Here is a 24,585-nt window from a genome sequence, read left to right on the forward strand (position 1 = left end):
CACCCGCCTGTCCGCCGGCGAGCTGGAAGCCATGGGCGCCCGGATCGGATCCGATGTCCCTTTCTTCATTCGCGGCGGCACTCAACTCGGTCGGGGACGCGGCACGGAACTGAGGCGGTTGCCGCCGCTGCGTGGCTGCGAATTCCTCATCGTCATGCCGGACATGACGTTGCAGACATCAACCATATATAGACAATTGAATATGGGATTGACAACCCGCAGCCCCAAGGTTAACATCCGTCATATTGAGGCTTTAATCGCCCGTTTCCCAAGGGGTTCCTGGTTCGGTGGCAACCGTTTGGAAGATGTCGTCCTGCCAGGTTACCCGGTCTTGCAGCGTCTGATCGCGGAGCTGCATGAACATGCCTCCATTGCCATGCTCAGCGGCAGTGGAGCGGCCGTCTTCGCGGTTTTCGGCGACCACGGCCGGCTGGAGCAGGCGCGGCGTGAGGTCGAGCGACCGGGCTGGTTCGTCCGGGCCGTGACACCACATGCGGCGGGGGTGATCGTCAGGGACGACGTATGACCCCATCCTGATCCCGTGCTTCCGGCATCTACGGAGAGGTGTGGTTTTGGAAATCACTGAGATCCGGATCACCTTGAGGGACGACGACAAGCTGCGCGGGTTCGCCAGTGTCACCCTTGACAATTGTTTCGTCGTTCGCGGGCTGAAGATCATCGAAGGCGCCAACGGGATGTTCGTGGCGATGCCCAATCGCCGTCGCAAGGACGGCACGTTCCAGGATATCGCTCATCCCATCAACATGAAGACCCGCGAATGGATGGAAAACCAGATTATCACTGCCTACAAGCAGGAACTCCAGCGCGCCGAGCGGGGAGAAGTATCGGTTCTGTCCAGCGATAGGGACGATGACTCGGCCCTTGAAGAGAGATTCTAGGGAATCAGCCTGCTGGGGCGTCGTCAAGTGGTAAGACACAAGGTTTTGGTCCTTGCATTCGCAGGTTCGAATCCTGCCGCCCCAGCCATCACTCCGCCATCCTCACGTTTGGTGTTTACCCCGCCCGGGTCATGCCCTACAGTGCCCGCAAGGTTCGCTCTCGCCGCTCGTCCGCCGACGCTTGTCACGTCCGGAGGAACATCTCGATGAACAAACTCGCGCTGATCACCGGCAACGCCCACAAGGTCATGGGCGAGAAGATCGCGGAACACCTCGATCAGCCCCTGCTGGACGTCGAGGTGAGTCGCTTCTCCGACGGCGAGATCAACATCAAGATCCTCGAGAACATACGCGGCACAGACGTTTTCGTGATCCAGCCCACGTTCCCGCCCGCCGAGAACATCATAGAATTGCTGTTGATCCTGGACGCCGTGCGGCGCGCCTCGTGCCGACGGGTGACGGCGGTGATACCCTACTTCGGTTATGCCCGGCAGGACCGCAAGGACCAGCCGCGCGTCCCCATCGGCGCGCGTTTGATGGCCAACCTCATCACGCAGGCCGGCGCCAACCGCGTGTTGACCATCGACCTGCATGCCCCGCAGATCCAGGGCTTCTTCGACATACCGCTCGATCACCTCTACTCGGCGCCGGTGCTGCTGAAGCATTTCGCGGATTCGCCCAGGGAAAACATGGCCGTCGTGGCACCGGACGTGGGCAGCATCAAGATGGTTCGCGCCTTCGCCAAGCGTCTCGGAGCGCCTCTGGCCATCGTCGACAAGCGCCGGCCACGCGAGAACGAGGCCGAGGTCATGAACTTCATCGGTGATGTCGCGGGCAAGGAAGTCGTGATCTTCGACGACATGATCGATACCGCGGGCACGATCACCCAGGCCGGTCAGGCCTGCTTCGACGCGGGGGCCGTGTCCGTGACCGTCTGCTGCACGCATCCCCTCTTCTCCGGACAGGCCCTGGCGCGTCTCGACTCGTCGCCCATCAACGAGGTCGTCGTCAGCAACACCATACCGTTCAACCGCTTCGAGGAATGCCCCAAGGTCAAGGTCATGGACATGTCCGGTCTGCTGGCGGATGCCATCGGCCGCATCCATCGCGAGGAGACCGTCAGCAAGCTGTTCCTGCCTAGCCGGGCCGAAAAGGGTGCTTCTTGACAATTCTCGTCTAAACTGCTTTATTGAGCGGTCCAGAATGTTCGGAATGATTCGGAATGTTCGGATGAATTGGACCAATGAGGAATGTTCCGCTGGCCGGCGGCCCTGGATCGTTCAGGGCGGGACGTGTGATCTCCCGGTGAGCGCGAGCGACCACTTTGTCGGAGGCAGTTGCCATGGGCCTGATCAAGATGACCGTCTATCCGCGGTCCACCTCGGGTAAGAACGCGAACCGCAGGACGCGCATTAGCGGCAGGACGCCTGCCGTGGTGTACGGCGACAAGCGCGAGCACAGCTCCAACGTGGAGCTAGACACCGTCGAGTTGCGTCGCGCCATGGCGGCTTTCAGCGGCTCGAACCCTCTGTTCTCGCTGTCCCTGGACGGGAAGGGTGAACCATTCGTCGCCGTGATGCGTGAGATGCAGACCCACCCGGTCAGCGAGGAGATCTATCACTGCGACCTCTTCGCGATCCCCCTGGGCAAGCCCCTGAAGATGGAAGTCGCCCTGGATATCCACGGGGAGAACCGCCATATCCGCAGCGGTGACGCCGTGCTTGACGTCGTGCGCCGCTCCATCGAGATCGAATGCCTGCCGCGCGATGTGCCCGACACCATCGACGTCGATTTCAGTGAACTCGCGGTGGGGGACAAGATCAACGTCGCCGACCTGAGCCTCGAGAGCGGCACCATCCTCACCGACGATGACGAGGTCGTGCTCAAGCTGAACCTGAACACCTTCGAAGAGGAAGCGACGGCCGCGGCGGACGCAGGGGACGCCGAGGCAGACGCCGAAGGCGAGGAGGGCGACGCGTCGGGAGAGGCTCACGCTGCAGGTGACGCCCCCAAGGCGGAATGACGGCGATCGCCTTTGCGAACGGGTGACTGAGACAACGAAACGAGGCGGTCCCCGGACCGCCTCCTCTTTTTGGATGACCCGGGTCGAGGGAGGCCGGCGGTGTGGATCCTGGTCGGACTAGGCAATCCCGGACCGCAGTACGAGCGGACGCGCCATAACCTGGGCTTCCGGACGCTCGACACCCTCGCCGCGCGCCACGGGCTGGCCTTTGGACGCCTGGCCGATGCCTGCATCGCGGCGACGGGCCGGATCGCCGGCGCCGAGGTGACACTGCTCAAGCCGATGCTGTACATGAACCGCTGCGGCGAGGCGTGGGCGCGCTGGACCGGGAGCCGGGAGATCGATCCCGCGCAGGGCGAATCCGAAGGCGGCGGAAAGCCCCTGGTCGTCTGTGACGACATCGCCCTGCCACTCGGCACCTCGAGATTGCGCAGCCGCGGCGGGGCCGGAGGGCATCGCGGGCTGGAATCCATGCTCATGGTACTGGGAGACGGGGCGTTCCCGCGCCTGCGCCTGGGGGTGGCCGGCGGCGAAGGGTCGATCCCGCCCGAGTCGTGGCCGGATTACGTCCTGTCGGAATTCTCGACGTCCGAATGGCCGCTCACCGAGGACCTGATCGACCACGCCTGCGCGACCCTGGAGTGCGTGCTGCTCCACGGGGTCGAGGCGGCGGCGAGCCGTTACAACAGCAAACCGCCGGCGCTTTAGCCCGGTGCGAACACGAAACGGCACGGCGCTGCCCGATTGATCCGGGCTGGACGGATTAGTTGATTTTTGCGGGCGGTTGGTATATGTTGAGTCTCCGATTGCCGCCGCCGAGGCGGCAATCGACTGTCTGCGGCGCACAGGTCTCCTAGATCAGACGCGCCTGGACGGAGACGGGCGGCCCCGCGCCGCGCGTCCATATCATCCCTACCCGGAACGCCTGCCCCGACCGTGGGGCGGGACGAGTTCGGGTCGTTCTGTCCGAGGGGAGGTGAACCCATTGAAGAAGTACGAAATCGTCTTTGTGCTGCAAGCCGACGAACCCGAATCCGAGATGGAGGAGCGGGTCAAGAAGGTCGCGTCCCTGGTGAACGCCCATGGCGGCGAGATCACCGAGCGCAACCACTGGGGCGTGCGCAAGCTGGCCTACGAGATCCAGCACGAGACGCGCGGCAATTACATGCACCTTCGCTTTCGGTGCGACGGGACTGTCGTCGACAAGATGGACAACGAGTTCCGTCTGGATCACAAGGTGCTGAGGCATCTCGTGGTCGTGGACGAGGAGTGGAAGGAGCGCAACGAGGCCAATCGGTCCAAGCGCCGCTCCAACGTGCCCGTCGGGGCACCCGCAGCCCCCGGAACCACCGCGGCTCACACCGGCGACGAGTGAAGCCGGCCAATCGAACCGGTAAAGCGAAAGCGAGCGAATGATGGGAAAGAAGACTCCCAGGGAAAGCAAGAAGAAGAGGCGCCCGGCAAAGAAGAAGAAGTGCTTTTTCTGCACCGAGGGCCTGGTCGCCGCCGATTACAAGGACGTCGACCTGATGCGCAAGATGACCACCGAGCGCGGCAAGATAGCCCCCCGGCGCAACACGGGGACCTGCCCGAAGCACCAGCGCATGCTGGCCACAGCGGTCAAGCGATCACGTCATCTGGCGTTGGTCCCGTTCGTCAAGGAATACTTCCGCTAGGCCCGGGCCGGCGGGAACATGCCGTGTGTCCGCGCACCCGGCGTGCATAGGCAACGAGAGAGAGTAGAACCATGGATGTGATCCTTACGAAAAAGGTGGATCAACTGGGAGAAGCCGGGGAGACGGTGAGCGTGACCCGCGGCTACGCCCGGAATTTTCTGATCCCCAAGGGTCTGGCCGTGATCGCCGACTCGAGCCATCGGCGCATGCTCGTCGAGGAGGCTCGCCTGGAGGGTCTGCGCAGCGCCAAGCTCAAGCGCGCCGCCGAAGAACTGGCCACGGGTTTCAAGGACGTGTCCTGCACCATCTCCGTACAGGCCTCCGATGACGAGAAGCTCTACGGCTCGGTGGCCGAACGGGAGATCGCCCAGTCGCTGGCCGATCTAGGCCATCGCGTCGACCACAAGCAGATCGTCCTGGCGGAACCTATCAAGCAGTGCGGGATTTACACGGTTCCCGTACGGCTGCACGAAGAGGTCGAGGTTCCGATCAAGGTCTGGGTGGTCAAGGCGGAATCCTGACCGCGTTCGGTCCGCTCCCGGGAGGCATACATGTCTGACAGGAACGCCGAAACGGACACCGGAGGATTCTGCATCATCATGGCGGGGGGCCGGGGCACGCGCTTCTGGCCCCTCAGTCGTATACGGCGACCCAAGCAACTCCTGCCCCTCGGCCGGGGCAGCTCCCTCTTGCGCGAGACCTTCGAACGCGTGCGTCCCCTGGTCGGGGACGACCGCATGCTCGTCGTGACCAACGAGGCCCAGGCGGAAGCCACGGCCGCGGCACTGCCGGAACTGCCCCGCGATCGGATCGTGGCCGAACCGGTGGGCCGAAACACCGCCCCCTGCGCCGCCCTGGGCGTGGGACTGGCTGCAGGCCTGGTCGGGGAAGGGCCCGTGGCCCTGTTGCCCGCCGATCATCTGATCCCCGACCCGGAGGTTTTCCGCGCGCAGCTGGCCGAGGCCTTCCGGCTCGCCGGGACCGACGGCGGCGTGGTCACCTTCGGCATCCCACCGCGCCAGCCCGCCACGGGTTTCGGCTACATCGAAGTCGCCCGGACTCCCGCCGGGGACGAGGCCGTCGACGGCCTGCGCTTCGTGGAGAAACCCGACGCCGCCACCGCGCGCGCGTACGTCGCCTCCGGGCGGTTTCTCTGGAACAGCGGTATTTTCGTCTGGCACAGCGGCGATCTGGCCAGGGAGATGGCCGAGCACGCGCCGGAGATCTCGCGCCTGCTGGCCGCCCCCTTGCGCGCCTACGGCACGGACGGGTTCGCCGCCGCGCTGGCGATGGCCTACCAGGAATGTCCTGCGGTCTCGATCGATGTCGCCGTGATGGAGAAGCTGTCCGGCTTCAAGGTCATGGCGGCTCGCTACGCCTGGTCTGACCTGGGCAGTTGGGACGCCTGGCGCGAATTCGCGCCGCGGCTGGAGCACGGGAACAGCGGACACGTGCGGCTGCTCGCGGGCGACGGCCGCGGCAACACGGTCTTCGCGCCGGACAAGGCCGTGGCCCTGCTGGGCGTCGAGGACCTGATCGTGGTGGACACCGAGGACGCCCTGCTGATCTGCAAGACGGAAGCGGCACAGAGAATCAAGGAAATCACCGATCGTCTGGAAGAGGAAAACGCACGAGATCTTCTCTAGGAAGGAAAGGAGCGTGGCGAGCCATGCTTGAGTCTGGATTCATGAAACGTATGCCCCTGCTGATCGCGGTCGTCGCCGTGACCATCGGCGTCTCCTCCTGTCAGAAGGCCGATGATGAGGATCTGGATCTCGCCACGGATCTGTTTGGTGACACCCGCCATGACGCGTCTCCGGTAATCTGCGAGGTGGACGGTGTGAAGATCACGCAGCGCGATCTCGAGATGCGCATGGAAGACATGCCAAAAGCCTCGAAATCCCGCTTCAGCGGCGAGGATTGGGAACGCCGGCTTCTGGAGTACATGATCGGTGAAGCCATCCTGGCGCAGGATGCCATCCGGGCGGGCCTGCAACACGAGTCGGCGGTCTCCCGGCAACTGATCAACCTGAGGCGCACCACCATGCGCGATGCGTACGCCTCGCTGGTCCTGTGGGACGACCTGGAGCCGTCCCGCGAGGAGATCGAACGGTACTACGAGGAGAACCAGGCGACCTTCTACACGCAGGGATCGGTCAAGGCGCGTCACATCCAGTGCGATACGCGTCTGCAGATCGACCGGGCCTGGGAAAAGCTGCAAGGCAGCGGTTACGAGAACCTCTTCGCCAACGTGGCCGGCGAGTTCTCGAACAACAGCGAGTCGCTGAAACGGAACAGCGAACTCGGCTGGTTCGCGCGCGGCGGTTACATCTCCGCGTTGCCATACGGCAAGGAGTTCTCGGAGCGCATCTACGACTGGGACATAGGCGTGCATCCCCCGGAGTACATCGGTGAGCACTGGCACATCGTGGAGATCCTCAACCGCGAACCCTCCCGCCAGTTGGCCTTGAGCGAGGTGCGCGACCGCATCGTGGCCGCCCTGTTGCCTTCCGTGAGGCAGAACGCCACCGACGAGTACGTCGCGAAGCGCCATCAGGAGGTCGACCTGGAGTATTTCGGGGACTACCGTCCCGGCCGCGGGCGCACGGCCGATGAGTTGCTCAAGCTGGGCATGCTCGCCAACACCCCCGAGCGTCAGGAAGCGCTGTACGATCTCCTGCTCCTGGATTATCACGATTCCGAGTACGCGCCTATGGCGCTCTTCATGAAGGCGAATCTCTATCTCGACACCACTGGGGACAAGTACCGCGCCCGCAACTGCCTGAACAGGATCCTGAAGAACTACCCCGATTCGGAGCTGCGGGAGCAGGTGGAATACATGCTGGAGAACATGTCCAGGGCCGATTTCCACACGCCGACGTCCATCGAGGAGTTGCGGGATCTGGCCGACTAAGGCTCGCGGCACGGCTGCCGATACAAGTCGAGGGAGCGTTGCAGCGCTCCCTCGGCTGTGTTATACAGACGGGCATGCGCGCACACCCTGCGCCATGAGTTGGAGGTGACTCGTGCGAATTCTACATCTGGTCCCGATCGCAGCCGTCCTTCTCTGCACCGCTGCGGCGACCACGGCGGAAACCGCCGGCGGCGCCCTGGACGTCGTCGAGATGGTCGTGGCCGCGGGTTTCGATCGGGAGAACAGGCTCCCGGAGCAAGCGGGCGAGGTATTCCCCGCGGGCACCGAGCGGTTGTGGTGCTACACGCGCGTGCAGGGCGCCGCCTTGCCGGTGGATATCGTCCACGCCTGGTACCACGAAGGCGAGACGCGCGCCAGGGTCTCGCTGCCCGTGCGTTCGCCCGACTGGCGCACGTGGTCCAGCAAGCTTCTGCTGCCGGCCTGGACGGGCCACTGGGAGGTCAAGGTGCTGGATCCCGACGGTCTGGTGCTAGCGTCGAGGACCTTCACCATCGTTCCCGGAACGACGGGCGGGGAGGATTCCGAATGACCATGTCGTCGCGCCGGGTCGCCGTCCTGGCTTTCGTGCTCGCGGGACTGGCCTTGACGGTCGTTTCCTGCGGGCGGGCCCCCCGGCCCGCCGATGGGCCGGCGTCGGCCCTGTCGGCCGATGACCTGGCCCTCGCCACGAGGCTGTACGCGCGCATGCAGGAAGAGCATGCCGCCAGGCGCGACCGCGCGACGCTGCACCTCGGCTACGAGCTGATGGACCGCTACGACGGCTTCCCGCACATGGACCACGTCGTCGAGATGGCCTCGCTGTCGGCCCATCGCCTGGGCGAGACCGCCGAGGCCCTGCGCCTGAGCGGCGAGTACCTGGCGACCTATCCCCACGCGACCGGCGCCTACGCCCTGCTCGGCCTGCGCGCCGATATCCTGGAAGCCCAGGGCAAGGATCTGCGCGCCGCCGACGCCCTGGTCCAGTGCCACGACCTGGCCAGGCTGGCCGCCGACCGCGAGCGGATCGCCGAACGGCTCGCCGCGGTGGGGGGGCGGCTGACCGCCGCGGATCTGGAATCACTGCGCGTCGCCCATCCGGAATCCCCGTTGCGTCCCATGCTGGGCTACCTCTGGTTACAGCGGCTGCTCGTGGAGAAACGCGGGCGCGAGGCCGGCGCGCTGGTCGACGCGATGCGCGAGGAGGCGCCGGGCGATCCGTGGGTGTCGCTGGCAGAACAGCTCCTGCGCGATCCCGATTCAGCACTCCCGCTGATCACCGAGCCCCGTCCCGTCGCCGACGATGTGGACCCCATGCACCTGAGCGTGATCTGTCCCCTGACCGGGCGCTACACCGTGCTCGGCAACGCGTTTTTCGACGGTGTGCGTCTGGCGCGCGACCGGGCCAATCGCGAGGGATGGCGACAGTACACCCTCTCGGTGCACGATTCGGAGGGCGACCCCGTGGTGGCGGCCTTCGCCGTGCGCCGCACCGCCCAGCAGGAGAAGCCCATGGCGATCATCGGCGCGTTGCTCAGCGCGCCGACCGTTTCGGCCGCCTTGACCGCCGAATACCTCGGCATTCCCCTGATCTCCCCCACGGCCACCAACAACCGCATCTGGGAGCTCGGCGAGCTGATCTTCCAGCCGAACGTGACGGGGCTGTTCGAGGCCCGCCTGCTGGCCCGTCTGGTGGTGCAGGTCCTGCTCAAGGAGCGGATCGCAGTGCTGTATCCCGACACGCCGACGGGCCTGCGCAGCTACGAGGTCTTCGCCACCGAGGTCCTGGACCTGGGCGGCAAGCTCGTGGCGGCCGAGCCCTTCAGCGTGGGACTCACAGACTTCCGCAATCCGCTCAAGGAGATTGGCAAGTCATTGCCGGAAGTCATTTTCGTTCCGGCAGATGAAGGCCAGCTACGCATGCTGGGTCCCCAGCTCGATTTCTATCGCACCGGGGCCCTGGTGGTGGGTCTGAGCGGCTGGGATTCCGAGGAGCTGGCGCGGGAGATCGGCTCCGTCCTCGAGCGGGCCGTCTTTCCCAGCCGCAGCGCGCTGTACCCGCCCGAGTGGCCGGCGGGCTTCGACGCGGCATGGAACGAGGAACATCTGCCGCCGGAGGCGACGGACATCGCCCGCCAGGCCTACCTGGCCACCCTGCTGGTGCTGGACACCCTCGGCGAGCGGGGCATGACCCGACGCGAGGACCTGGCCCGCGCCCTGCACGAACGCCTGGGGAACCGCAGCGAGACCGAGGCGGCCACCGACTACATGTTCTCAGCCCTGCGCATGTACCGCAACGGCGCCGTGGTGCCTTTCCCCATGGACCTCTACGCCGAGGCCCTGGCCGAGGCCGATTCTCTGGCGGCCCTGGACGCCGCGGGTCCCTTCTTAGAGGAGATGACGGGGGCCGAGCGGTAGGCGCCGGTTTGCCCTCGCGATCGCGTCTGCACTCTGCCGACGATGGGGCGAAGCCCTGGGTGAGTTCGCTCTGTTCCGGAGGACGCGCGCCGGTCGCATCCTGTGACCGGCGCGCTCGGCTTCCGGGTCCCTCCGCCCTCCTGGCTCCGGGACCCTTCAGACGCCCCCGGGACAGGGAGGACTCGCCCAGGGCTTTGTCCATCGCCTGTGAAAGCGGAGACGAACGCGACGGCATGGCCGTCGCTGATCGTTCGCCGTCGCATCCGGGGAGTCGTGGTCAGGGGCCGACCGGGCTGCGGAACAGGACGGTCAGCACGTTCCAGAAGCCGTCGGGGGAGGTGCAGGCGGCGAAGTCCGGTTCGTAGAGCCACTGGTCGACGGCCTTGATGACCACCTCGTCGAAGGGGCGTCCGCCGTCGGAGTTCACGACGTAGGAGCCGTCGACGATGCCGCGCGGATCGACGAAGAAGGCGACCTTCACCGTGATCAACGGCCTGGACCGATCCGCGGGCGCGGCGTCGGCAGGATAGCGCGGATAGACCTGGCGCTTCAGATGGAAACAGGGGTTGGTCTGGGTGGGCAGCTTGAGCTCGACGGTGTCGTACGCGTCCCAGTGCGGTTCGGCTTCGGGATCGATCTCGGTGGACGTGTCGGGCTCGGGCGAGACGACATCCTGCGATGGCGCCTCGCCTGCGGGTTCGAGCACCTCGTAGTTGGGGGCGGGCGGGCTGAGCTGCTGCTCGCGGCGCAGCAACTCCTGGTGCCGCTCGTCGCGGCCGTCGTCGATGGACAGCTGCGGCATGACCTCCAGCGGTCCTTCCCTGCCCGAGAACTCCCAGCGGCGCTTCACCTCGTCGCGGCTGGGACCGAAGATCACCACCAGCAGCAGGACCACCACCGCCGCGGCCGCGGCGGCCCACATCCTGCGCTTCTGGTTGCGGCGGTAGGCAGGGCGCTCAGGGACCGCTGGCTTCATGGGTCGCATCCGTCTCCGCGAAGGGGTTGGTCGGCCGGCGCTCGCTGGTCCAGAAGGGCCACACGCGTGTCACGTCGCCCTCGCCGCTGCCCGAGACAAGCAGTTCCCAGCGGTCGTCTCGGCGCACCTCGAAGGTGTGCTGGTCGCCCGGCAGGGGCAGCAGGGCCGCCGGCACCGTTTCCCTGCGTGGGGGCAACCACAGCCAGTTGCCGTCTACGCGGATCCAGTCGCAACCGTCGACCAGGGTGGCGGCCGCCGTGTGCTCGGAGATGAAGGTGCGAGGATCGGCCAGCGAAAGCAACAGGTCCTCGCCCTGGAACCAGGCGGCGGTGGCCGACATGAGCGCCGAGGCGACGGCCTGCTGGTAGGCGGGGGCGCGCCAGCGCTCCTCGGAGTCCAGGTCGGCCGGCAGGGGCATGGCAACGTCGACGGCGGGGCAGGCTGTGTGGCGCAGGAGGTAGGCGTTGGACCCGACGACCGGGATCGTGTCCGGTGCCGCGAAGCCGCCAAGGGTTTCGGCCAGCAGGGCTCCCCAGAACGATCCGCCCGAGCTGCCGTAGTGATGGCCGACCGACCAGCCGGGGGCGCCGGGCGTGGCGCGGCGCAGGGTGATGAAGAGGTCGGCCTCGGTCTCGTTGGCCAGCAGGATCTTGGCCTCGGGCGGCACGAAGCCTGGATCGTCACGCGTGAGGACGGCGTCGGCGCCGGCCCCGCGCAGCAGTCCGGCCAGGCGCTCGGCGACGCGCAGGTTCAGTTCGCGGCCGGGGGTGCCCATGGGGGCGGTGCCGTCGGTGTCGGCGGCACCGCCATGGGGGTCGATGACGATGGTCTTGCCGACCAGCTCCGGCACTAGGGGGTGCCAGACCAGGGTGTCGCGGGGGAGGTCGCAGGGCTCCTGCCAGGGAGTCTTGTGGAGGGCGTCCACGAGGATGGGGCGGGCGCCGCGGATTTCCAGCCAGGCGGAGTGGTCGGGGATGGAGCAGAAGGCGGGGCGGTCGGTTCGCAGGTAATAGCTGATTGCACGCCCCAGGACATCGGAACCTGGATAACGGCGCAAGGTCCAATGGTCTCCTGGAATCTCCTGGTTGTTTTTCGGATCGACGAGTATGTGCCAATGAACCTCAGGCCTGGCATCGGATCGGTTGAACAGATATCCCCCTTCTGACATGTAGGTCAAGTCTTCTCCTGCAGCTGTGATGTATGAAATCGAACGTCCACTCCAGTCGTCACCCGGCTTCAACAGCATCGCACCATACGGCGCATTGATTCGCCCCAATGCGATAACGGAATCGCTTCCTTCGGGTTTGTAGTAAAGGTCGTGAGGATATCCCTTCGCGTGTTTCCAACTGAACAGATAGGGGCCAAGGTGATCAGATGTAGTGGGGATGATCTGATGTTCGAATCCACAGGCAGGACAGAAGGAAAGACTGAGTCGATTCGCTTGCATGGACCTTCCAGCCAGATTGCGTGCCGCAAGCGAGAGAGCGACCGTGCCGCCCTGGAAATCCCGTGCGTCCCAGGTGACTGTCATCGCATCTTCATCGAAAATGTGTCCTGCTTCTTCGCCATTCACCTCCAAGCGAATGGACATCGGGTCAATAATTGGACCTCTATCCGGCATAAAGCGCCACGTTATAGATTCGGCTCTCCATCCAGTCGTATCCGAAACCAGTTCCCAGAACGGAGCCCCCCCCTCGAAGTACTCCAGCAGCCCCAGGAAGTACGCCTCCGCCTCCAGCCGCTGCTTCTGCGCCGCCGACAGCTTCTTCTCCACCTCGGGATGCGAGAGCATCGACGGCTCGCCCAGCACCGCCGGCACGGTCGCATTGCGCAGCACGTGGAAGTTGCCGGCCATGATCTTGGCCGGGCTGATCTCCAGGTTGCGCACCAGGTGCTTGTGGATCGAACGGGCCAGATCCAGATCGGCCCCTTCGCGGCCCACCGGGTAGTAGGTCTGGGTCTCGTTCATATCGCGGTCGAGCTCCGCGTTGCTGTTGTGGTGCAACGAGACGAAGACGTCCGGGGCGAGGGAGTCGCAAAGGGCCACGCGCGCGGCCAGGTCGACCGTCAGCGACGAGTCCGCCGGCGAGAGGAAATCGGTGTCGGCGGTGCGGGTCATGTGGACCTCGGCGCCGGCGGCCTCGAGCAGGCCGCGCAACCACAGCGCCACGCCCAGGTTGACCTCGGCCTCCGAGATGCCGTTGAGGCCGACGACGCCCGGGAAGACGCCGCCGTGCCCGGGGTCGAGCAGGATGCGGCGGCCCTGCAGGGGCGTAAAATCGCGGTCGCCGAACGACTCCTGGAGCTGATGGTAGCCGATGTTGTCCGGCACGAGCGGGCGGCGCGCGGCGCAACCCGCGCAGAGGGCCAGGGCGGCGGCGATCGCGAGGGCCACGGTCAAGGGAAGCGGCATCCGTTTCATGATTTCCTCCAGGTTTACGCCGCTGAACGTACAGGCGCGCAAAGTCCTTGTCCAGCCTGGGCTCCCCGGTCTCCCCGGTGGCGGTGCGGCGGCTGGACACCGGGGCGCGCGTCTGGTACCTTAGTCGGCTACCGGCCGGGGCCCCGCCGCGGCCCGTTTGACGCATGTCCAGATCTCGGCCCGGAAGGATCCAAGGCTTGATGAGCGACTCCGTAATGCGGCACATCCCCCCGGTGGGCCAGCTGCTCGAACATCCCGAGATCGTCCCCCTGCTGACCGACGCGGCGCGCCCGTGGATCACGCGCATGGTGCAGCGCCTGGTGGATGCTGAGCGGAAGCGCCTGCGCCGGGCCGGTGACGACGGCGCGGTCAGCCGCGACGACCTGATGCTCACGCTCGTCGCCGCCGTGCTGTCCCGTCACGCCGCGCTGTTGCGGCCAACCCTCAAGCGCGTCATCAACGCCACCGGCGTGCTCGTACACACCAACCTCGGCCGCTCCCTCTATCCGCGTCAGGCCGTGGACTGGCTGGCCGAGGCCGCGCTGCACAACGTCGATCTGGAGATGGATCTCGAAACCAACCGGCGCGGCCACCGCGGCCGCAAGGTGGAGGAGAAGCTGGCCCTGCTCACGGGCGCCGAGGACGCGCTGATCGTCAACAACAACGCGGCGGCCCTGTGGCTGGCCGTGCGCGCGATCGCGGGCACCGGGCGCGTGATCCTGTCGCGCGGCGAGGTGGTGGCCATCGGCGGCAGCTTCCGCATGAACGAAATCCTGACCGAGACGGGATGCGAGCTTGTGGAAGTCGGCACCACCAACCGCACGACGGCGGACGACTACCGCAGCGCCCTGGTTCCCGGCGCGGTGGTACTCAAGGTGCACCGCAGCAACTTCGCCCTGAAGGGCTTCGCCGAGGAAGCGAGCCTCGCCGAGCTGTCCGATCTGTGTCGCGAAACCGGGCAGACGCTGATCTACGACGCGGGCAGCGGGCAGCTCGCCGACCTGGCCGAACTGGGTCTCGACGACCATCACACCCTGTCGGCCGACGTCGACGCGGGCGCCGACCTGGTGACTTGCAGCGGCGACAAGCTGTTCGGCGGCGGCCAGGCGGGCATGGCCCTGGGGCGTCGCGACCTGATCGACGCCATGCGCAACCATCCCATGCGCCGCGTGTTGCGCGTGGACAAGACCACCCTGGCGGCCGTCGACGGCGTGTTGACCCACTACCTGGCCGGCGATCAGATGGACGCGGTGCCGACCCTGCGGTTGGCGGCCCGCGACACCGGCGAGCTTTGGACGCTGGCCGAGGCTGCGCTCGCCCGCTTGACCGACGGTGCGCCCGCCGGCTGGACGGCGGAGGTCGTCGCGGGGACCGCCCAGGTGGGCGGCGGTTGCTCGGCCGAGGCCGAGTTGCCGACGCGCCTGCTCTTGTGGCGCGGGCCCCATGCGGAGCTGGAGCGTTGCCACCTGCTGCTCAGACGCGGCGATCCCGCCGTGCTGGCGCGGATCGGCCAGGGCGGCTTGGCCGTGGATCTGCGTTCGGTCCCCGACGAGGACCTGGACGCGCTGGTCGAGGCACTGCAGGCCGCCTGGCGCGGGCTGGCGGAACCGGCGGGGGAGACGTCATGAGCGCGGAGGCGGCAAGAGGTCCCGGAGGACTCGTCCTGCACGAAGCGGGGCTGGATCCGTCGCGCCTGGATCTGATCGGCGGCCCGGCGGCCTGGACCGCGTTGCCGGCCATGGGCCTGCGCGAGTTCGCCGACGCGCAGCTGCGGGGCGACGACGCCTCCCGCGTCTGCATCTTCCTGGACGCGCCCGGGCGCACCGCCACCCGCGCCGTGGCCGCCCTGGCCGTCGCGCGCTACCTGCTCGCCCTGGACCGCAGCGTCGTGGTCGTCGACGGCGATGATCAGCGCCCGGATCTCAGCCGCTGGGCGGGACGCCAGGAGACCGAGGGGTGGGTGGACGTGGTCCGCTACGGCATCTCGCCGCGGGCCGCCAGCGTCCCCTTGCCCTGGGGGCCGCAGGACGGCCGCGTGATGGGCGTCGGCTCCTACCACCCGGTGCGGGCCGAACCCGGCGAGGCTGAGGACCTGTGCGAGCGCCTCCTCGAGGCGTACGACACGGTGCTGGTCTGCGCTTCGACCGGCGACCGCGGAGCGTTCTGGGCCGCGCTGCCGGCCCTGCGCGTGATCTGCTGGGACCGCGCCCAGGCCACGCCGGAGGAGACGGCGGTCCTGATCCGCGACGCGGCGGTCCTGGGCGCGTCCATGGACGCCGCGATCGCCTTCGGCGTCTCGCGGCGGGCCGTGCGCGCGGATGACGGCACGACCCTCGCGGACGCATCCGCAGGGACGCCGCGCCGGTCTTCGCCGATCTTCAGGCGGTTGACCATTTCCCTGGCGGTGCTCGTCGTGGTGCTGGGTATCTGGATCCTGGGCCAGCTCGCACGCGACGACACGCCGCCCGTCACGCTGCCGGGACCCGAGGTGGTCGTCCAGCCGGAGCGGACCCCGCCGGACAGCGCCGCGATCGACACGCTTGCCCAGATCCCGGGCGACAGCCCGAGACTTGCCGTCGCAGACACCCCCGTCCCGGCAGCCGCCGACTCCGCGTCCGCCGACGCGATACAGACGGCCGTCGCCGAGGAGCCGTCCACCGCGCAGGGCATCGACTGGACGGGCCCGGTGGCCGACGGCGTCTACTGCCTGCACGTCTACTCCATGGCCGACAGCACCATGGCCCGCGAGCAGCTGCAGTGGATGGAGCGGCGGGGCGTCGTGGGGATGGTCCGCCGGTGGCGCGACGCCGACGGGAAGGTATGGTTCCGGATCTACGCGGGCAGCTTCGCCACGCTGCGCGAGGCGCGTGCCGCCCAGCCCGACCTCTTCGAACGATTGGATACCGACTGGGCCATGCCCAAACTGACCGGCAACCTACGCTGAGGCGCGACGTGGACGCGCCGCCGCAACGCAGAAGGTGAGCACTTGAAACTCAAGCGAGTGGATCTACAGGGCTTCAAATCGTTCGTCGACAAGACGTCGCTGGTGTTCGACGAGGGCATCACTTCCATCCTCGGACCAAACGGCTGCGGCAAGAGCAACATCATCGACGCCATTCGCTGGGTGCTCGGCGAGCAGTCGGCCAAGCAGCTGCGCGGGTCGCGCATGGAGGACATCATCTTCAACGGCTCCGCCCGGCGCAAGCCGGTCGGCCTCTGCGAGGTCGCGCTGACCTTCACCAACCACGACCGCAAGCTGCCCATCGAGTTCGACGAGGTCACGGTCAAGCGTCGCGTGACCCGTGACGGCATCTCGCAGTACTTCCTGAACAACGCGCCGGTGCGGCTGAAGGACCTGCGCGACATGTTCTTCGAGAGCGGCGTCAACAACACGACCTACAGCGTCATCGAGCAGGAGAAGATCGGCCGCGTGCTGAGCGACAACGCGGACGAGGTGCGCCTGCTGATCGAGGAGGGCGCGGGCATCGTCCGCTACAAGGCCCGTCGCAAGGAAGCGCAGCGCAAGCTCAAGCAGACCGAGCAGGACCTGTTGCGGCTGCACGACATCACCGAAGAGATCGCCCGCGAGGTGAGATCCCTGAGCCGGCAGGTGGGCAAGGCGCGTCGCTATCGCCGCCTCTACGCCGAGTCGCGGGCGCTTGACCTGCTGCTCGCGGACCGGGCGTGGCGCGACATGGACGCCCGCGAACGGGAGCTGCGCGACAGCCTGCAGGAACTGGCGCTGCTGGCCGAGGCGGATTCGGGCGAGTTGGCGGCGCTGCGTGCCAGGATCGAGGCAACACGGCCGGCCGTGGACGAGCGCGAGGCCGAGCGTCAGGGTCTGGAAGGGTCGCTCCAGGCCTACGAGCAGGAGCTGCAGCAGGTGGAGCAGCAGCTCCTCCTGCTCGAGCATCGCATCGCGGCCCACAAGCAGCGCTTGCAGGAGAACACAGAGTCGGTCGCGGACATCTGTGCGCGGCGTGAAGGCTATCACGAGGAGATCAACGGCCTGACGGGGCGTCGTGCCGGGACGGTCGCCGCCGTGGCCGAGCTGGTGTCGTCGCTGGCGGGCCTCGAGGAGGAGCTCAAGCTGGTCGGGGCCGGCTACGACGCCGACCGCACCGCCCTGGAGAAGGCCGCCCAGCTCAACATCGAGTTCATCGAGACCGACAACCGCCACCATGCCGAGTTGCGCGAACTGGAGATCCGCCGCGAGACCCGTCGCGAACGTCTGGCGGCCGTGGCGCAGGAAAGAGAGCAGCTGCAGCAGAAGCGGCGCGCCGGCGAAGAGCGTCTCGCCGATCTGGCGATCCGCAAGGAGGAGCTGACAGGTTCCCGGCGCGACCTGCTCGGAGTGCTGGCGGCCGCCGAACGCAGCCTGCAGGACGTCCAGGACCGGCGCAGCGTCCTGCGCGACGAGATCGCCCTGCGCGAAGCCCGCCGCGAATCCCTGCACTCGCGCCAAGAATTGCTCAAGCGCATCAAGGACAGCTATCACGGCTACAGCGGCGCCGCCCGCGAGGTCCTCAACGCCAGCGGCGACGACCCCGGGGTGCTGGGTACGCTCGCCGATGGTCTGACCGTGAGCGAAGGGTGGACCGAGGCGGTGGAGGTCCTGCTCGGCGACATGCTCGATTCCGTGGTGGTCGCCGGTTCCGCAAAGGCCCTCGACCTGGTCGATACGGTGCGCGCGGCCGAGAAGGGACGGGCCAGTTTCCTGCTGACCGGGGCCCAGACCGGCGCTCGCGGAGCCGGTCCCGCCCCGGATGGCGGCCGGCCCGGCCGCGAACTCGTCGACGGACCCGGTGCCGACACGCGTCACCTGCGAGGCCTGCTCGATACGGCATGGGCCTTCGAGACGGATGCCGCCGCCGTGGACGCGGCCTCCCGGCACGACGGGCCCGCGGTGCTCGTCTGCGTCTCGCGCAGCGGCCTGCTGGTGACCAGCGATGGCCTGGTCCGCGGCGGCCGCGGCAAGGGCGAGGAGGTCAGCCTGCTCGGCCGCGGCGAGAAACTGGACCGCCTGGAACAGGATATTCGCGAGCTGGGCGAGCGGATCGACGGGCTGATCCGGGACAGGGAGGAGGCGGGCCGCCGCGAGGACGAGCTGAAACGCGAGTTCGCCGCCGGCCGCGAGGAACTCGCCGGACTGGACGCGCGGATGGGGAAGGTGCACGTGGACGAAGCGGAAGTGCGCTCGCGCATCGACACCGCCGCGCAAAGGCTCGCCGCGATCGCGCGGGACAGCGAGGACATCGATGCCTCCCTGCGCGAGCTGGCCTCGCGGGAGGAGGAAATGCGGGGAGACCTGGACGAGAGCGGACGCCGCCGCGACAGCAGCCACATGCGCGTGGAGGATCTCCGGCATGCGGTGACCGAGAGCGAGGGACGTCGCGACGCCATGCGCGCCGAGGTGGCCGAGAGGCGCGTGGAACTCTCCCGCCGACAGGGCGAGGAACGGGAACTGGAGACGGCCCTGTCGCATCTGCAGGAGTCGGTGGCAGAGATGACCGCCAACGAGGAGCGCCTCCGTCAGGATATCGCCTCGACCCGCGAGGAACTGGAACGGATGGAGCAGGAGGTCGGCCAGCGCCGCGGACAGCTCGCCGCCGGCATGGGCGAGCGCGACCGCCGCCGACTGCTCGTCCAGGCCAGCGCCGAGGCCATCGCCCAGCTGCACCAGGAGACGGCGGTCTGGCACGACCGCGTCAAGGAGATCGAGGACCAGCGCAACTCCTGCCGCGAGAAGGCCCACACCGCCGAGACCGAGATGGCCACCCTCGACGTGCGCCGTACCAATCTCGTCGAACGGGTGGAGGAACAGCACAAGGGGCGGTTCCGCGAGTTGATCCGGTCGATCGACCCCGAGGCGCTGCCCAGGGCGCTGGAGATCGACGAGGGCGTGTTCCAGCCGGACCAGGCCCGGGAACTGCTCGAGGAAGACCGCCGCAGGCTGAATGCCCTGGGCGCGGTGAACCACCTGGCCGTCGAGGAATACGAGCAGAAGAAGGAGCGCCTCGGTTTCCTCGAGGGCCAGCTGGCCGACGTCGAGAAGGCGCGCGCCGATCTCACGGCCACCATCGACAAGATCAACCGCACCGCCCGGCGGCTCTTCCACGAGACCTTCGAGGAAGTGCGCCGCAACTACGTGGCCGTGTTCCAGACCCTCTTCGAGGGCGGTCGGGCCGACCTGCTCATCGAACGCACCGACGATCCGCTCGAGTCGAACATCCGGATCCTGGCCCAGCCCAAGGGCAAGCGCGTGGACCACATCCGCCTGCTGTCCGGCGGCGAGAGGTGCCTGACGGCGCTGTCGCTGCTCTTCGCCGTTTATCTCGTCAAGCCGTCGCCCTTCTGCCTGCTCGACGAGGCCGACGCGCCGCTCGACGACGCCAACATCCAGCGCTTCGTGCGCATGCTGCGCGAGTTCTCCTCGGAGACCCAGTTCCTCGTGGTGACCCACAACAAGCTGACCATGGAGACGGCCAATCACCTCTACGGCGTCACCATGATGGAGGAGGGCGTCAGCAGCCTGGTCTCGGTCAGCTTCCAGGACGTGGCCGACAGTCGGAGCGAAGACGAGCTGGGCAAGGCCATCGCGGCGCGCCGCCGGCACATCGACGCCGCCGAGGAGGAGAGGGCCGTCATGGCCGCGGCCGGCGGCGGCGGCGTCACGGAGATGCGCTTCGTCCTCGACAACTCCGTGCCCGCGGCTCCGGACGACGACGACGACGCCGGGACCGAGAACCGGGGCCGGGAGGCCAGCTAGATGTTCGGCGCCTTCGACAAGCTTCGCCGTGGACTGCGCAAGACACGCGACGGCATCTTCGGCCGCCTCGGCGACATGTTCTCCGGACGGGTCCGGCTCGATCCCGGGACCCTCGACGAGATCGAGGAGATGCTCATCGCGTCGGACCTGGGCGTCAACGCGAGCACCCGCATCACCCGCAACATCGAGAAGCGGTTGAAGGAGGAGGGGGGCGACGCCGACCTCGCGTCGGTCATCGAGGTGATCCGCGGGGACATCTGCAAGATCCTCACCGAAGCCAAGCCCGTCGTGAAGGTGCGCAGCTGGGACGAGGCCGCGGCGGCAGGCGGCGCCAAGAGGAAGAAGGGCAAGGGCAAGTCCGCCGCGCCGGTCGGGACGGCGCCTGGGCCCGCGTCGGATCTGCGCGTGATCTTAGTAGTCGGCGTCAACGGCACGGGCAAGACCACAACCATCGCCAAGCTCGCCCACGCCCTGAAGCAGGACGGCCAGCGGGTGCTACTGGCCGCGGGCGATACCTTCCGCGCGGCTGCGGTGGAGCAGCTCGCCATCTGGGCCGAGCGGGTCGGGGTGGACTGCATCCAGCAGGGGAGGGGCGCGGATGCGGCCGCCGTGGTCTTCGACGCGCTGTCGGCGGCGGAATCCCGCGGCGTGGACGTGGTGATCGTCGACACGGCGGGACGCCTGCACACGAAGGTCAGCCTCATGGACGAGCTGGGCAAGGTCGCCCGCGTGATCCGGCGCAGGATCGGCCGCGACCCCGAGACCCTGCTGGTCATCGACGCCAACACGGGCCAGAACGGCCTGCAGCAGGCCAGGATCTTCGCCGAGACGGTGCCCGTGGACGGCCTCGTCCTGACCAAGCTGGACGGCACCGCCAAGGGCGGCATCGTGGTGGCCATCGCGGAGACGCTGGGCCTGCCCGTCAAGTACGTCGGCGTGGGCGAGACCCTGGAGGACCTCGCTCCTTTCGACCCCGAGGAATTCACAGCCGCCATGTTCGCTGAAGATAAATAGTGACAGTCTTTTTCCGGATTTTCTTGATTGTTGCCTCGAGGTCGGGCTCGTCTCCAGCGCCTCGCCCCGCCGCCGCCGGCCACCTCCGACTTGACATGCATTTCCGCGCCATCTAGCTTATTGCCTGACACGCATGTGCGACTGCGCATGCCAGCTCGCAACTTCAGGGCGGGGTGAAAGTCCCCACCGGCGGTCAAAGCCCGCGAACCGATCAGGCGCACCGGCCCGGTCGGCCGACCCGGTGGAAATCCGGGGCCGACAGTTACAGTCTGGATGGGAGAAGTTGGGAGATACGCGTTCGCCGGAGCCACGTCCGGCGGCGCGCCTTCCTGTTGCTCCCTTCCCAACGACAGCGGACCGATAAGATGGCGTTCAGCGTCTCCGACACCCGGTTCATGTCCGTTGCCCACAAGACGGCGCAGCGGCTGGACGGTCGTCCCTGGCCCAATCCGCCGGTGGGGGCGGTCGTGGTGCGCGACGGCGAGATCGTCGGCCGCGGCGCGCACCGGGGTCCGGGCGAGGAGCACGCCGAGATCGTCGCCCTCACAGAAGCGGGCGAGCGCGCCCGGGGCGCCACGCTCTACGTCACGCTGGAGCCCTGCAACCATCAGGGACGCTGTCCGCCATGTGCGCCCGCCGTGGCGGCGAGCGGCATCGGGAAGCTGGTCGTGGGCGTCCGCGATCCCAATCCGGCGGTCGCCGGCGGCGGCCTCGACGTCGTGCGCGAGGCCGGGATCGAGGTATCGCTCGGCGTGCTCGGCCGGGGGTGCTTGGAATTGATCTGGCCCTTCGCCGTCACCGACGGGTTCAAGCGCCCGTTCGTCATCCTCAAGACCGCGGCGACACTGGACGGGCGGTTCGCGCCCGCGGGCGGCGTCGACGGCGAACCCTTCTACCTGACCGGCGCGGACGCCCTGGCGGAGGTCGGCCGCCTGAGGCGCTGGAGCGACGCGGTGCTCGTGGGCGAGGGGACCGTGCAGGCCGACCGGCCCCGGCTGGACGGGCGGCGCGCGCCCGACGATCCGCCCGCCCCCCGGGCCGAACCGCGCCCCGCCTGCGTCGATACGGACCTCTCGGGGGTCGCCGGCTGGGGACGCGACGCGATCCTGGCCTTCGCCGGCGACGGCGTCGATCGGGACAGGGTGCGAGGACTCGCGGCCTCCGGCGTCGAGGTGGTGCTCTGTCGGGAGCGCGGAGGCCGCGTGGACCTGCAGGACCTGCTGGACAGGGCCCTCGCGCGCGGGCTCCACGTGCTGATGGTCGAAGGCGGTCCGACCCTGGCCTCTTCCCTGCTGGCCGCCGGACTGGTGGACAGGTGGGTGCAGTTCGTGGCGCCGCAGGTGCTGGGTGAAGGCGTGGGCTGGCCCGTGGCGCCCGCGCGGACCGACGCGCGCGACTTCTCGTTGACGCGCGCCCTGCGCTTCGGCGCGGACGCCTGCATGACCTGGGACCGCACGAATTTCTCGGCGTTGCGAGCCGGGTTGACGCGGACGCGGTCCGGACGCGGGGAGGCGTGAGATGTTCACCGGTCTGGTGAAGGAGATCGGGACCGTGAAGGGTCTGCGGCGACGCGGCGACATCGCGCAACTGACCCTGCGCGCCCCGCGGTGCGCGGGTGAACTCGACCTGGGCGACAGCCTCGCCGTAAACGGCGTCTGTCTCACCGTGACCGGCCTCGGGAGTGGGACGGTCACCGTCGATGCGGTGGCCGAGACCCTGCGCGTGACAACCCTGGGTGGATGGCGGTCCGGCCGGCGGGTCCACCTGGAACCGGCCCTGCGTGCGGGTGACAGTCTGGGCGGCCATCTGGTCCTTGGACACGTGGACGGCGTCGGCGTCGTGGCTGCGGTGCGGCGCCGGGGCGAGCAGATGCGACTGGCGATCACCTATCCCGCGCAGCTCGGGATCTGGCTGCTGCCCAAGGGGTCGATCGCGGTCGACGGCGTGAGTCTCACCCTCGACGAGAGGCCGTCCGCGGGCGTTTTCACCGTTAACCTGATCCCGCACACGCTGCGGGGGACCCGCTTCGCCGAGTTGCGTCCGGGCGAACGGGTCAACCTGGAAGCCGACGTCCTGGCCAAGGGAGCCGGACGCGCGTTCCCCCGCACCGCGGCGCAGGCACCGGCCGGCCGGCCGGCGCCCCTGACACTCGATCGCGTCCTGCGCAGCGGCTGGCGCCGCCGTGGCGGGCGCGGCAGCTGATCACCGGGATTGGAGCGAAGATGAACGACGACGTGAAGCTGGACACCATCGACGAGGCCATCACCGCCATCCGCGCCGGCGAGATCGTGGTGGTGGTCGACGACAAGGACCGCGAGAACGAGGGCGACTTCATCATGGCGGCCGAATGCGTCACACCCGAGGCCGTCAACTTCATCAGCAAGCAGGGCCGCGGCCTGATCTGCGTGTCGGTTCCCGGCCGGCTGGCCCGCGAACTCGACCTGCCGCCCATGGTGGCGCGCAACGAGGCGCGCATGCTCACCCACTTCACGGTGACCGTCGATGCGGCCGAGGGAGTCACGACCGGCATCTCCGCCCAGGACCGCGCCTGCACCATCAAGATCCTGGCCGATCCCGCGGCCAAGGCCGGCGATCTGGTGCGCCCGGGCCACATCTTCCCCCTGGAGGCCAAGGCCGGCGGCGTGCTCAAGCGCGCCGGCCACACCGAGGCCGTCGTGGACCTCTGTACCCTGGCCGGCCTGCGGCCCGCGGGCGTGCTCTGCGAGATCATGGACGACGACGGCTCCATGGCGCGGCTGCCCCGCCTGCGCGAGATCGCCGACGAGTTCGGGCTCAAGCTGGTATCCATCGCCGACCTGATCGCGTACCGTCGCGTCCACGAGAAGCTGGTGATCCGCGATGTCGAGGTGGCTATGCCGACCCGCTTCGGCGACTTCACCATGGTGGCCTACACGACCTCGGTGGACGACGCCCAGCACGTGGCCCTGGTCATGGGCGAACCGGATCCCGAGCGTCCCACCCTGGTGCGCGTCCACTCCGAATGCCTGACCGGCGACCTCTTCCACTCGCTGCGCTGCGACTGCGGCGAGCAGCTGGAGGCGGCGCTGGCGGCCATCGCGAGGATCGGCGAGGGCGTCCTGCTCTACATGCGCCAGGAGGGGCGGGGCATCGGGCTGATCAACAAGCTCAAGGCCTACCAGCTGCAGGACGAGGGCGCCGACACCGTCGAGGCCAACCACCGCCTCGGCTTCGGCGACGACCTGCGCGACTACGGCATCGGCGCGCAGATCCTGCGCGACCTGGGCGTGCGCCGGCTGAAGCTGATGACCAACAACCCGCGCAAACTCGTGGGGCTCGAGGGCTACGGCCTGGAGCTGACCACGCGCGTGCCGATCGAGATGCCACCCAACGAGAACAACCTGAGGTACCTCAAGACCAAGAAAGACAAGCTGGGACACTTGCTCCACCATCTGGAGAGCGAGGTCGCCGGCCGCACCCGAGCCGAAGGAGAATAGA

21 protein-coding genes, 1 tRNA gene and 1 riboswitch are annotated in these 24,585 nt (G+C 67.8%); of the genes, 20 read left to right on the plus strand and 2 right to left on the minus strand.

Going from position 1 to position 24,585, the window contains the following annotated elements; genetic code table 11:
- The 13 genes from KJ554_07685 to KJ554_07745 form a co-directional block, all read left to right on the plus strand.
- The coding region (locus KJ554_07685) for a hypothetical protein (protein MBU0742209.1) at positions 1–526 on the plus strand (526 nt) is incomplete at its 5' end.
- Positions 527–572: 46 nt separating this feature from the next.
- Positions 573–899, plus strand: a complete 327-nt coding sequence (gene spoVG, locus KJ554_07690; protein ID MBU0742210.1) for a septation regulator SpoVG — start codon at positions 573–575, stop codon at positions 897–899.
- A 13-nt stretch (positions 900–912) separates the two neighbouring features.
- A tRNA-Gln gene (locus KJ554_07695) sits at positions 913–987 on the plus strand.
- 112 nt (positions 988–1,099) lie between these two features.
- Entirely contained in the window at positions 1,100–2,065 is a 966-nt protein-coding gene (locus KJ554_07700; GenBank protein MBU0742211.1) for a ribose-phosphate pyrophosphokinase, read from the plus strand.
- Between the two features lie 176 nt (positions 2,066–2,241).
- Positions 2,242–2,922 (plus strand): 50S ribosomal protein L25, encoded by a 681-nt coding sequence (locus tag KJ554_07705; GenBank protein ID MBU0742212.1) that lies wholly within the window; start codon positions 2,242–2,244, stop codon positions 2,920–2,922.
- A gap of 99 nt (positions 2,923–3,021) precedes the next feature.
- Positions 3,022–3,630, plus strand: coding sequence for an aminoacyl-tRNA hydrolase (gene pth, locus KJ554_07710; protein ID MBU0742213.1), 609 nt, complete (start codon positions 3,022–3,024; stop codon positions 3,628–3,630).
- Positions 3,631–3,907: 277 nt separating this feature from the next.
- Complete coding sequence (gene rpsF, locus KJ554_07715; protein MBU0742214.1) at positions 3,908–4,297, plus strand: 30S ribosomal protein S6; 390 nt, start codon at positions 3,908–3,910, stop codon at positions 4,295–4,297.
- A gap of 40 nt (positions 4,298–4,337) precedes the next feature.
- Positions 4,338–4,598, plus strand: coding sequence for a 30S ribosomal protein S18 (rpsR, locus tag KJ554_07720; protein ID MBU0742215.1), 261 nt, complete (start codon positions 4,338–4,340; stop codon positions 4,596–4,598).
- Between the two features lie 71 nt (positions 4,599–4,669).
- Positions 4,670–5,119, plus strand: coding sequence for a 50S ribosomal protein L9 (gene rplI, locus KJ554_07725; protein MBU0742216.1), 450 nt, complete (start codon positions 4,670–4,672; stop codon positions 5,117–5,119).
- 30 nt (positions 5,120–5,149) lie between these two features.
- Complete coding sequence (locus KJ554_07730; protein MBU0742217.1) at positions 5,150–6,244, plus strand: NTP transferase domain-containing protein; 1,095 nt, start codon at positions 5,150–5,152, stop codon at positions 6,242–6,244.
- Between the two features lie 41 nt (positions 6,245–6,285).
- Positions 6,286–7,512, plus strand: coding sequence for a peptidyl-prolyl cis-trans isomerase (locus tag KJ554_07735; protein ID MBU0742218.1), 1,227 nt, complete (start codon positions 6,286–6,288; stop codon positions 7,510–7,512).
- 112 nt (positions 7,513–7,624) lie between these two features.
- On the plus strand, positions 7,625–8,062 hold the full coding sequence (locus KJ554_07740; protein ID MBU0742219.1) for a DUF2914 domain-containing protein: 438 nt from the start codon (positions 7,625–7,627) through the stop codon (positions 8,060–8,062).
- Positions 8,059–9,927 carry an ABC transporter substrate-binding protein gene (locus tag KJ554_07745; GenBank protein MBU0742220.1) on the plus strand — a complete coding sequence of 623 codons (1,869 nt, stop codon included), beginning with the start codon at positions 8,059–8,061 and terminating at the stop codon, positions 9,925–9,927. The genes KJ554_07740 and KJ554_07745 overlap by 4 nt, the downstream gene beginning before the upstream one ends.
- Positions 9,928–10,204: 277 nt before the next feature.
- Here KJ554_07745 and KJ554_07750 read toward each other — a convergent pair whose 3' ends face one another.
- Complete coding sequence (locus KJ554_07750) at positions 10,205–10,903, minus strand: energy transducer TonB (GenBank protein ID MBU0742221.1); 699 nt, start codon at positions 10,901–10,903, stop codon at positions 10,205–10,207.
- On the minus strand, positions 10,884–13,325 hold the full coding sequence (locus tag KJ554_07755; GenBank protein MBU0742222.1) for an N-acetylmuramoyl-L-alanine amidase: 2,442 nt from the start codon (positions 13,323–13,325) through the stop codon (positions 10,884–10,886). Before KJ554_07755 ends, KJ554_07750 begins: the two co-directional genes overlap by 20 nt.
- Before the next feature lie 200 nt (positions 13,326–13,525).
- Here KJ554_07755 and selA point away from each other — a divergent pair, with 200 nt between their 5' ends.
- The 7 genes from selA to KJ554_07790 all read left to right on the plus strand — a co-directional run bounded on the left by selA (position 13,526) and on the right by KJ554_07790 (position 24,584).
- Positions 13,526–14,953 (plus strand): L-seryl-tRNA(Sec) selenium transferase, encoded by a 1,428-nt coding sequence (selA, locus tag KJ554_07760; GenBank protein ID MBU0742223.1) that lies wholly within the window; start codon positions 13,526–13,528, stop codon positions 14,951–14,953.
- A complete protein-coding gene (locus KJ554_07765; protein ID MBU0742224.1) occupies positions 14,950–16,269 on the plus strand; it encodes a hypothetical protein in 1,320 nt (439 codons plus the stop codon). Before selA ends, KJ554_07765 begins: the two co-directional genes overlap by 4 nt.
- Positions 16,270–16,311: 42 nt before the next feature.
- On the plus strand, positions 16,312–20,094 hold the full coding sequence (smc, locus tag KJ554_07770; protein ID MBU0742225.1) for a chromosome segregation protein SMC: 3,783 nt from the start codon (positions 16,312–16,314) through the stop codon (positions 20,092–20,094).
- Entirely contained in the window at positions 20,095–21,108 is a 1,014-nt protein-coding gene (gene ftsY / locus KJ554_07775) for a signal recognition particle-docking protein FtsY (GenBank protein ID MBU0742226.1), read from the plus strand.
- Between the two features lie 155 nt (positions 21,109–21,263).
- A riboswitch (FMN riboswitch) is annotated at positions 21,264–21,397 on the plus strand.
- Between the two features lie 76 nt (positions 21,398–21,473).
- The gene (gene ribD / locus KJ554_07780; protein MBU0742227.1) at positions 21,474–22,625 is read left to right on the plus strand and encodes a bifunctional diaminohydroxyphosphoribosylaminopyrimidine deaminase/5-amino-6-(5-phosphoribosylamino)uracil reductase RibD; all 1,152 of its coding nucleotides are present in this window, start codon (positions 21,474–21,476) and stop codon (positions 22,623–22,625) included.
- 1 nt (position 22,626) lies between these two features.
- A complete protein-coding gene (locus tag KJ554_07785; GenBank protein ID MBU0742228.1) occupies positions 22,627–23,310 on the plus strand; it encodes a riboflavin synthase in 684 nt (227 codons plus the stop codon).
- A gap of 20 nt (positions 23,311–23,330) precedes the next feature.
- Entirely contained in the window at positions 23,331–24,584 is a 1,254-nt protein-coding gene (locus tag KJ554_07790; protein ID MBU0742229.1) for a bifunctional 3,4-dihydroxy-2-butanone-4-phosphate synthase/GTP cyclohydrolase II, read from the plus strand.
- The last annotated feature ends 1 nt before the right edge of the window (position 24,585 follow it).

The sequence above is a fragment of the bacterium genome, assembly GCA_018814885.1.
In the GTDB taxonomy this organism is placed as follows: Bacteria; Krumholzibacteriota; Krumholzibacteriia; order LZORAL124-64-63; family LZORAL124-64-63; genus JAHIYU01.

Coding starts and splice junctions, on each gene's coding strand:
- KJ554_07705 (MBU0742212.1), top strand. CDS start 2,242: ATGGGCCTGATCAAGATGACCGTCTATCCGCGGTCCACCTCGGGTAAG.
- rpsR (MBU0742215.1), top strand. CDS start 4,338: ATGGGAAAGAAGACTCCCAGGGAAAGCAAGAAGAAGAGGCGCCCGGCA.
- rplI (MBU0742216.1), top strand. CDS start 4,670: ATGGATGTGATCCTTACGAAAAAGGTGGATCAACTGGGAGAAGCCGGG.
- KJ554_07730 (MBU0742217.1), top strand. CDS start 5,150: ATGTCTGACAGGAACGCCGAAACGGACACCGGAGGATTCTGCATCATC.
- KJ554_07735 (MBU0742218.1), top strand. CDS start 6,286: ATGAAACGTATGCCCCTGCTGATCGCGGTCGTCGCCGTGACCATCGGC.
- KJ554_07745 (MBU0742220.1), top strand. CDS start 8,059: ATGACCATGTCGTCGCGCCGGGTCGCCGTCCTGGCTTTCGTGCTCGCG.
- KJ554_07750 (MBU0742221.1), bottom strand. CDS start 10,903: ATGAAGCCAGCGGTCCCTGAGCGCCCTGCCTACCGCCGCAACCAGAAG.
- KJ554_07755 (MBU0742222.1), bottom strand. CDS start 13,325: ATGAAACGGATGCCGCTTCCCTTGACCGTGGCCCTCGCGATCGCCGCC.
- selA (MBU0742223.1), top strand. CDS start 13,526: ATGAGCGACTCCGTAATGCGGCACATCCCCCCGGTGGGCCAGCTGCTC.
- KJ554_07765 (MBU0742224.1), top strand. CDS start 14,950: ATGAGCGCGGAGGCGGCAAGAGGTCCCGGAGGACTCGTCCTGCACGAA.
- ftsY (MBU0742226.1), top strand. CDS start 20,095: ATGTTCGGCGCCTTCGACAAGCTTCGCCGTGGACTGCGCAAGACACGC.
- ribD (MBU0742227.1), top strand. CDS start 21,474: ATGGCGTTCAGCGTCTCCGACACCCGGTTCATGTCCGTTGCCCACAAG.
- KJ554_07785 (MBU0742228.1), top strand. CDS start 22,627: ATGTTCACCGGTCTGGTGAAGGAGATCGGGACCGTGAAGGGTCTGCGG.
- KJ554_07790 (MBU0742229.1), top strand. CDS start 23,331: ATGAACGACGACGTGAAGCTGGACACCATCGACGAGGCCATCACCGCC.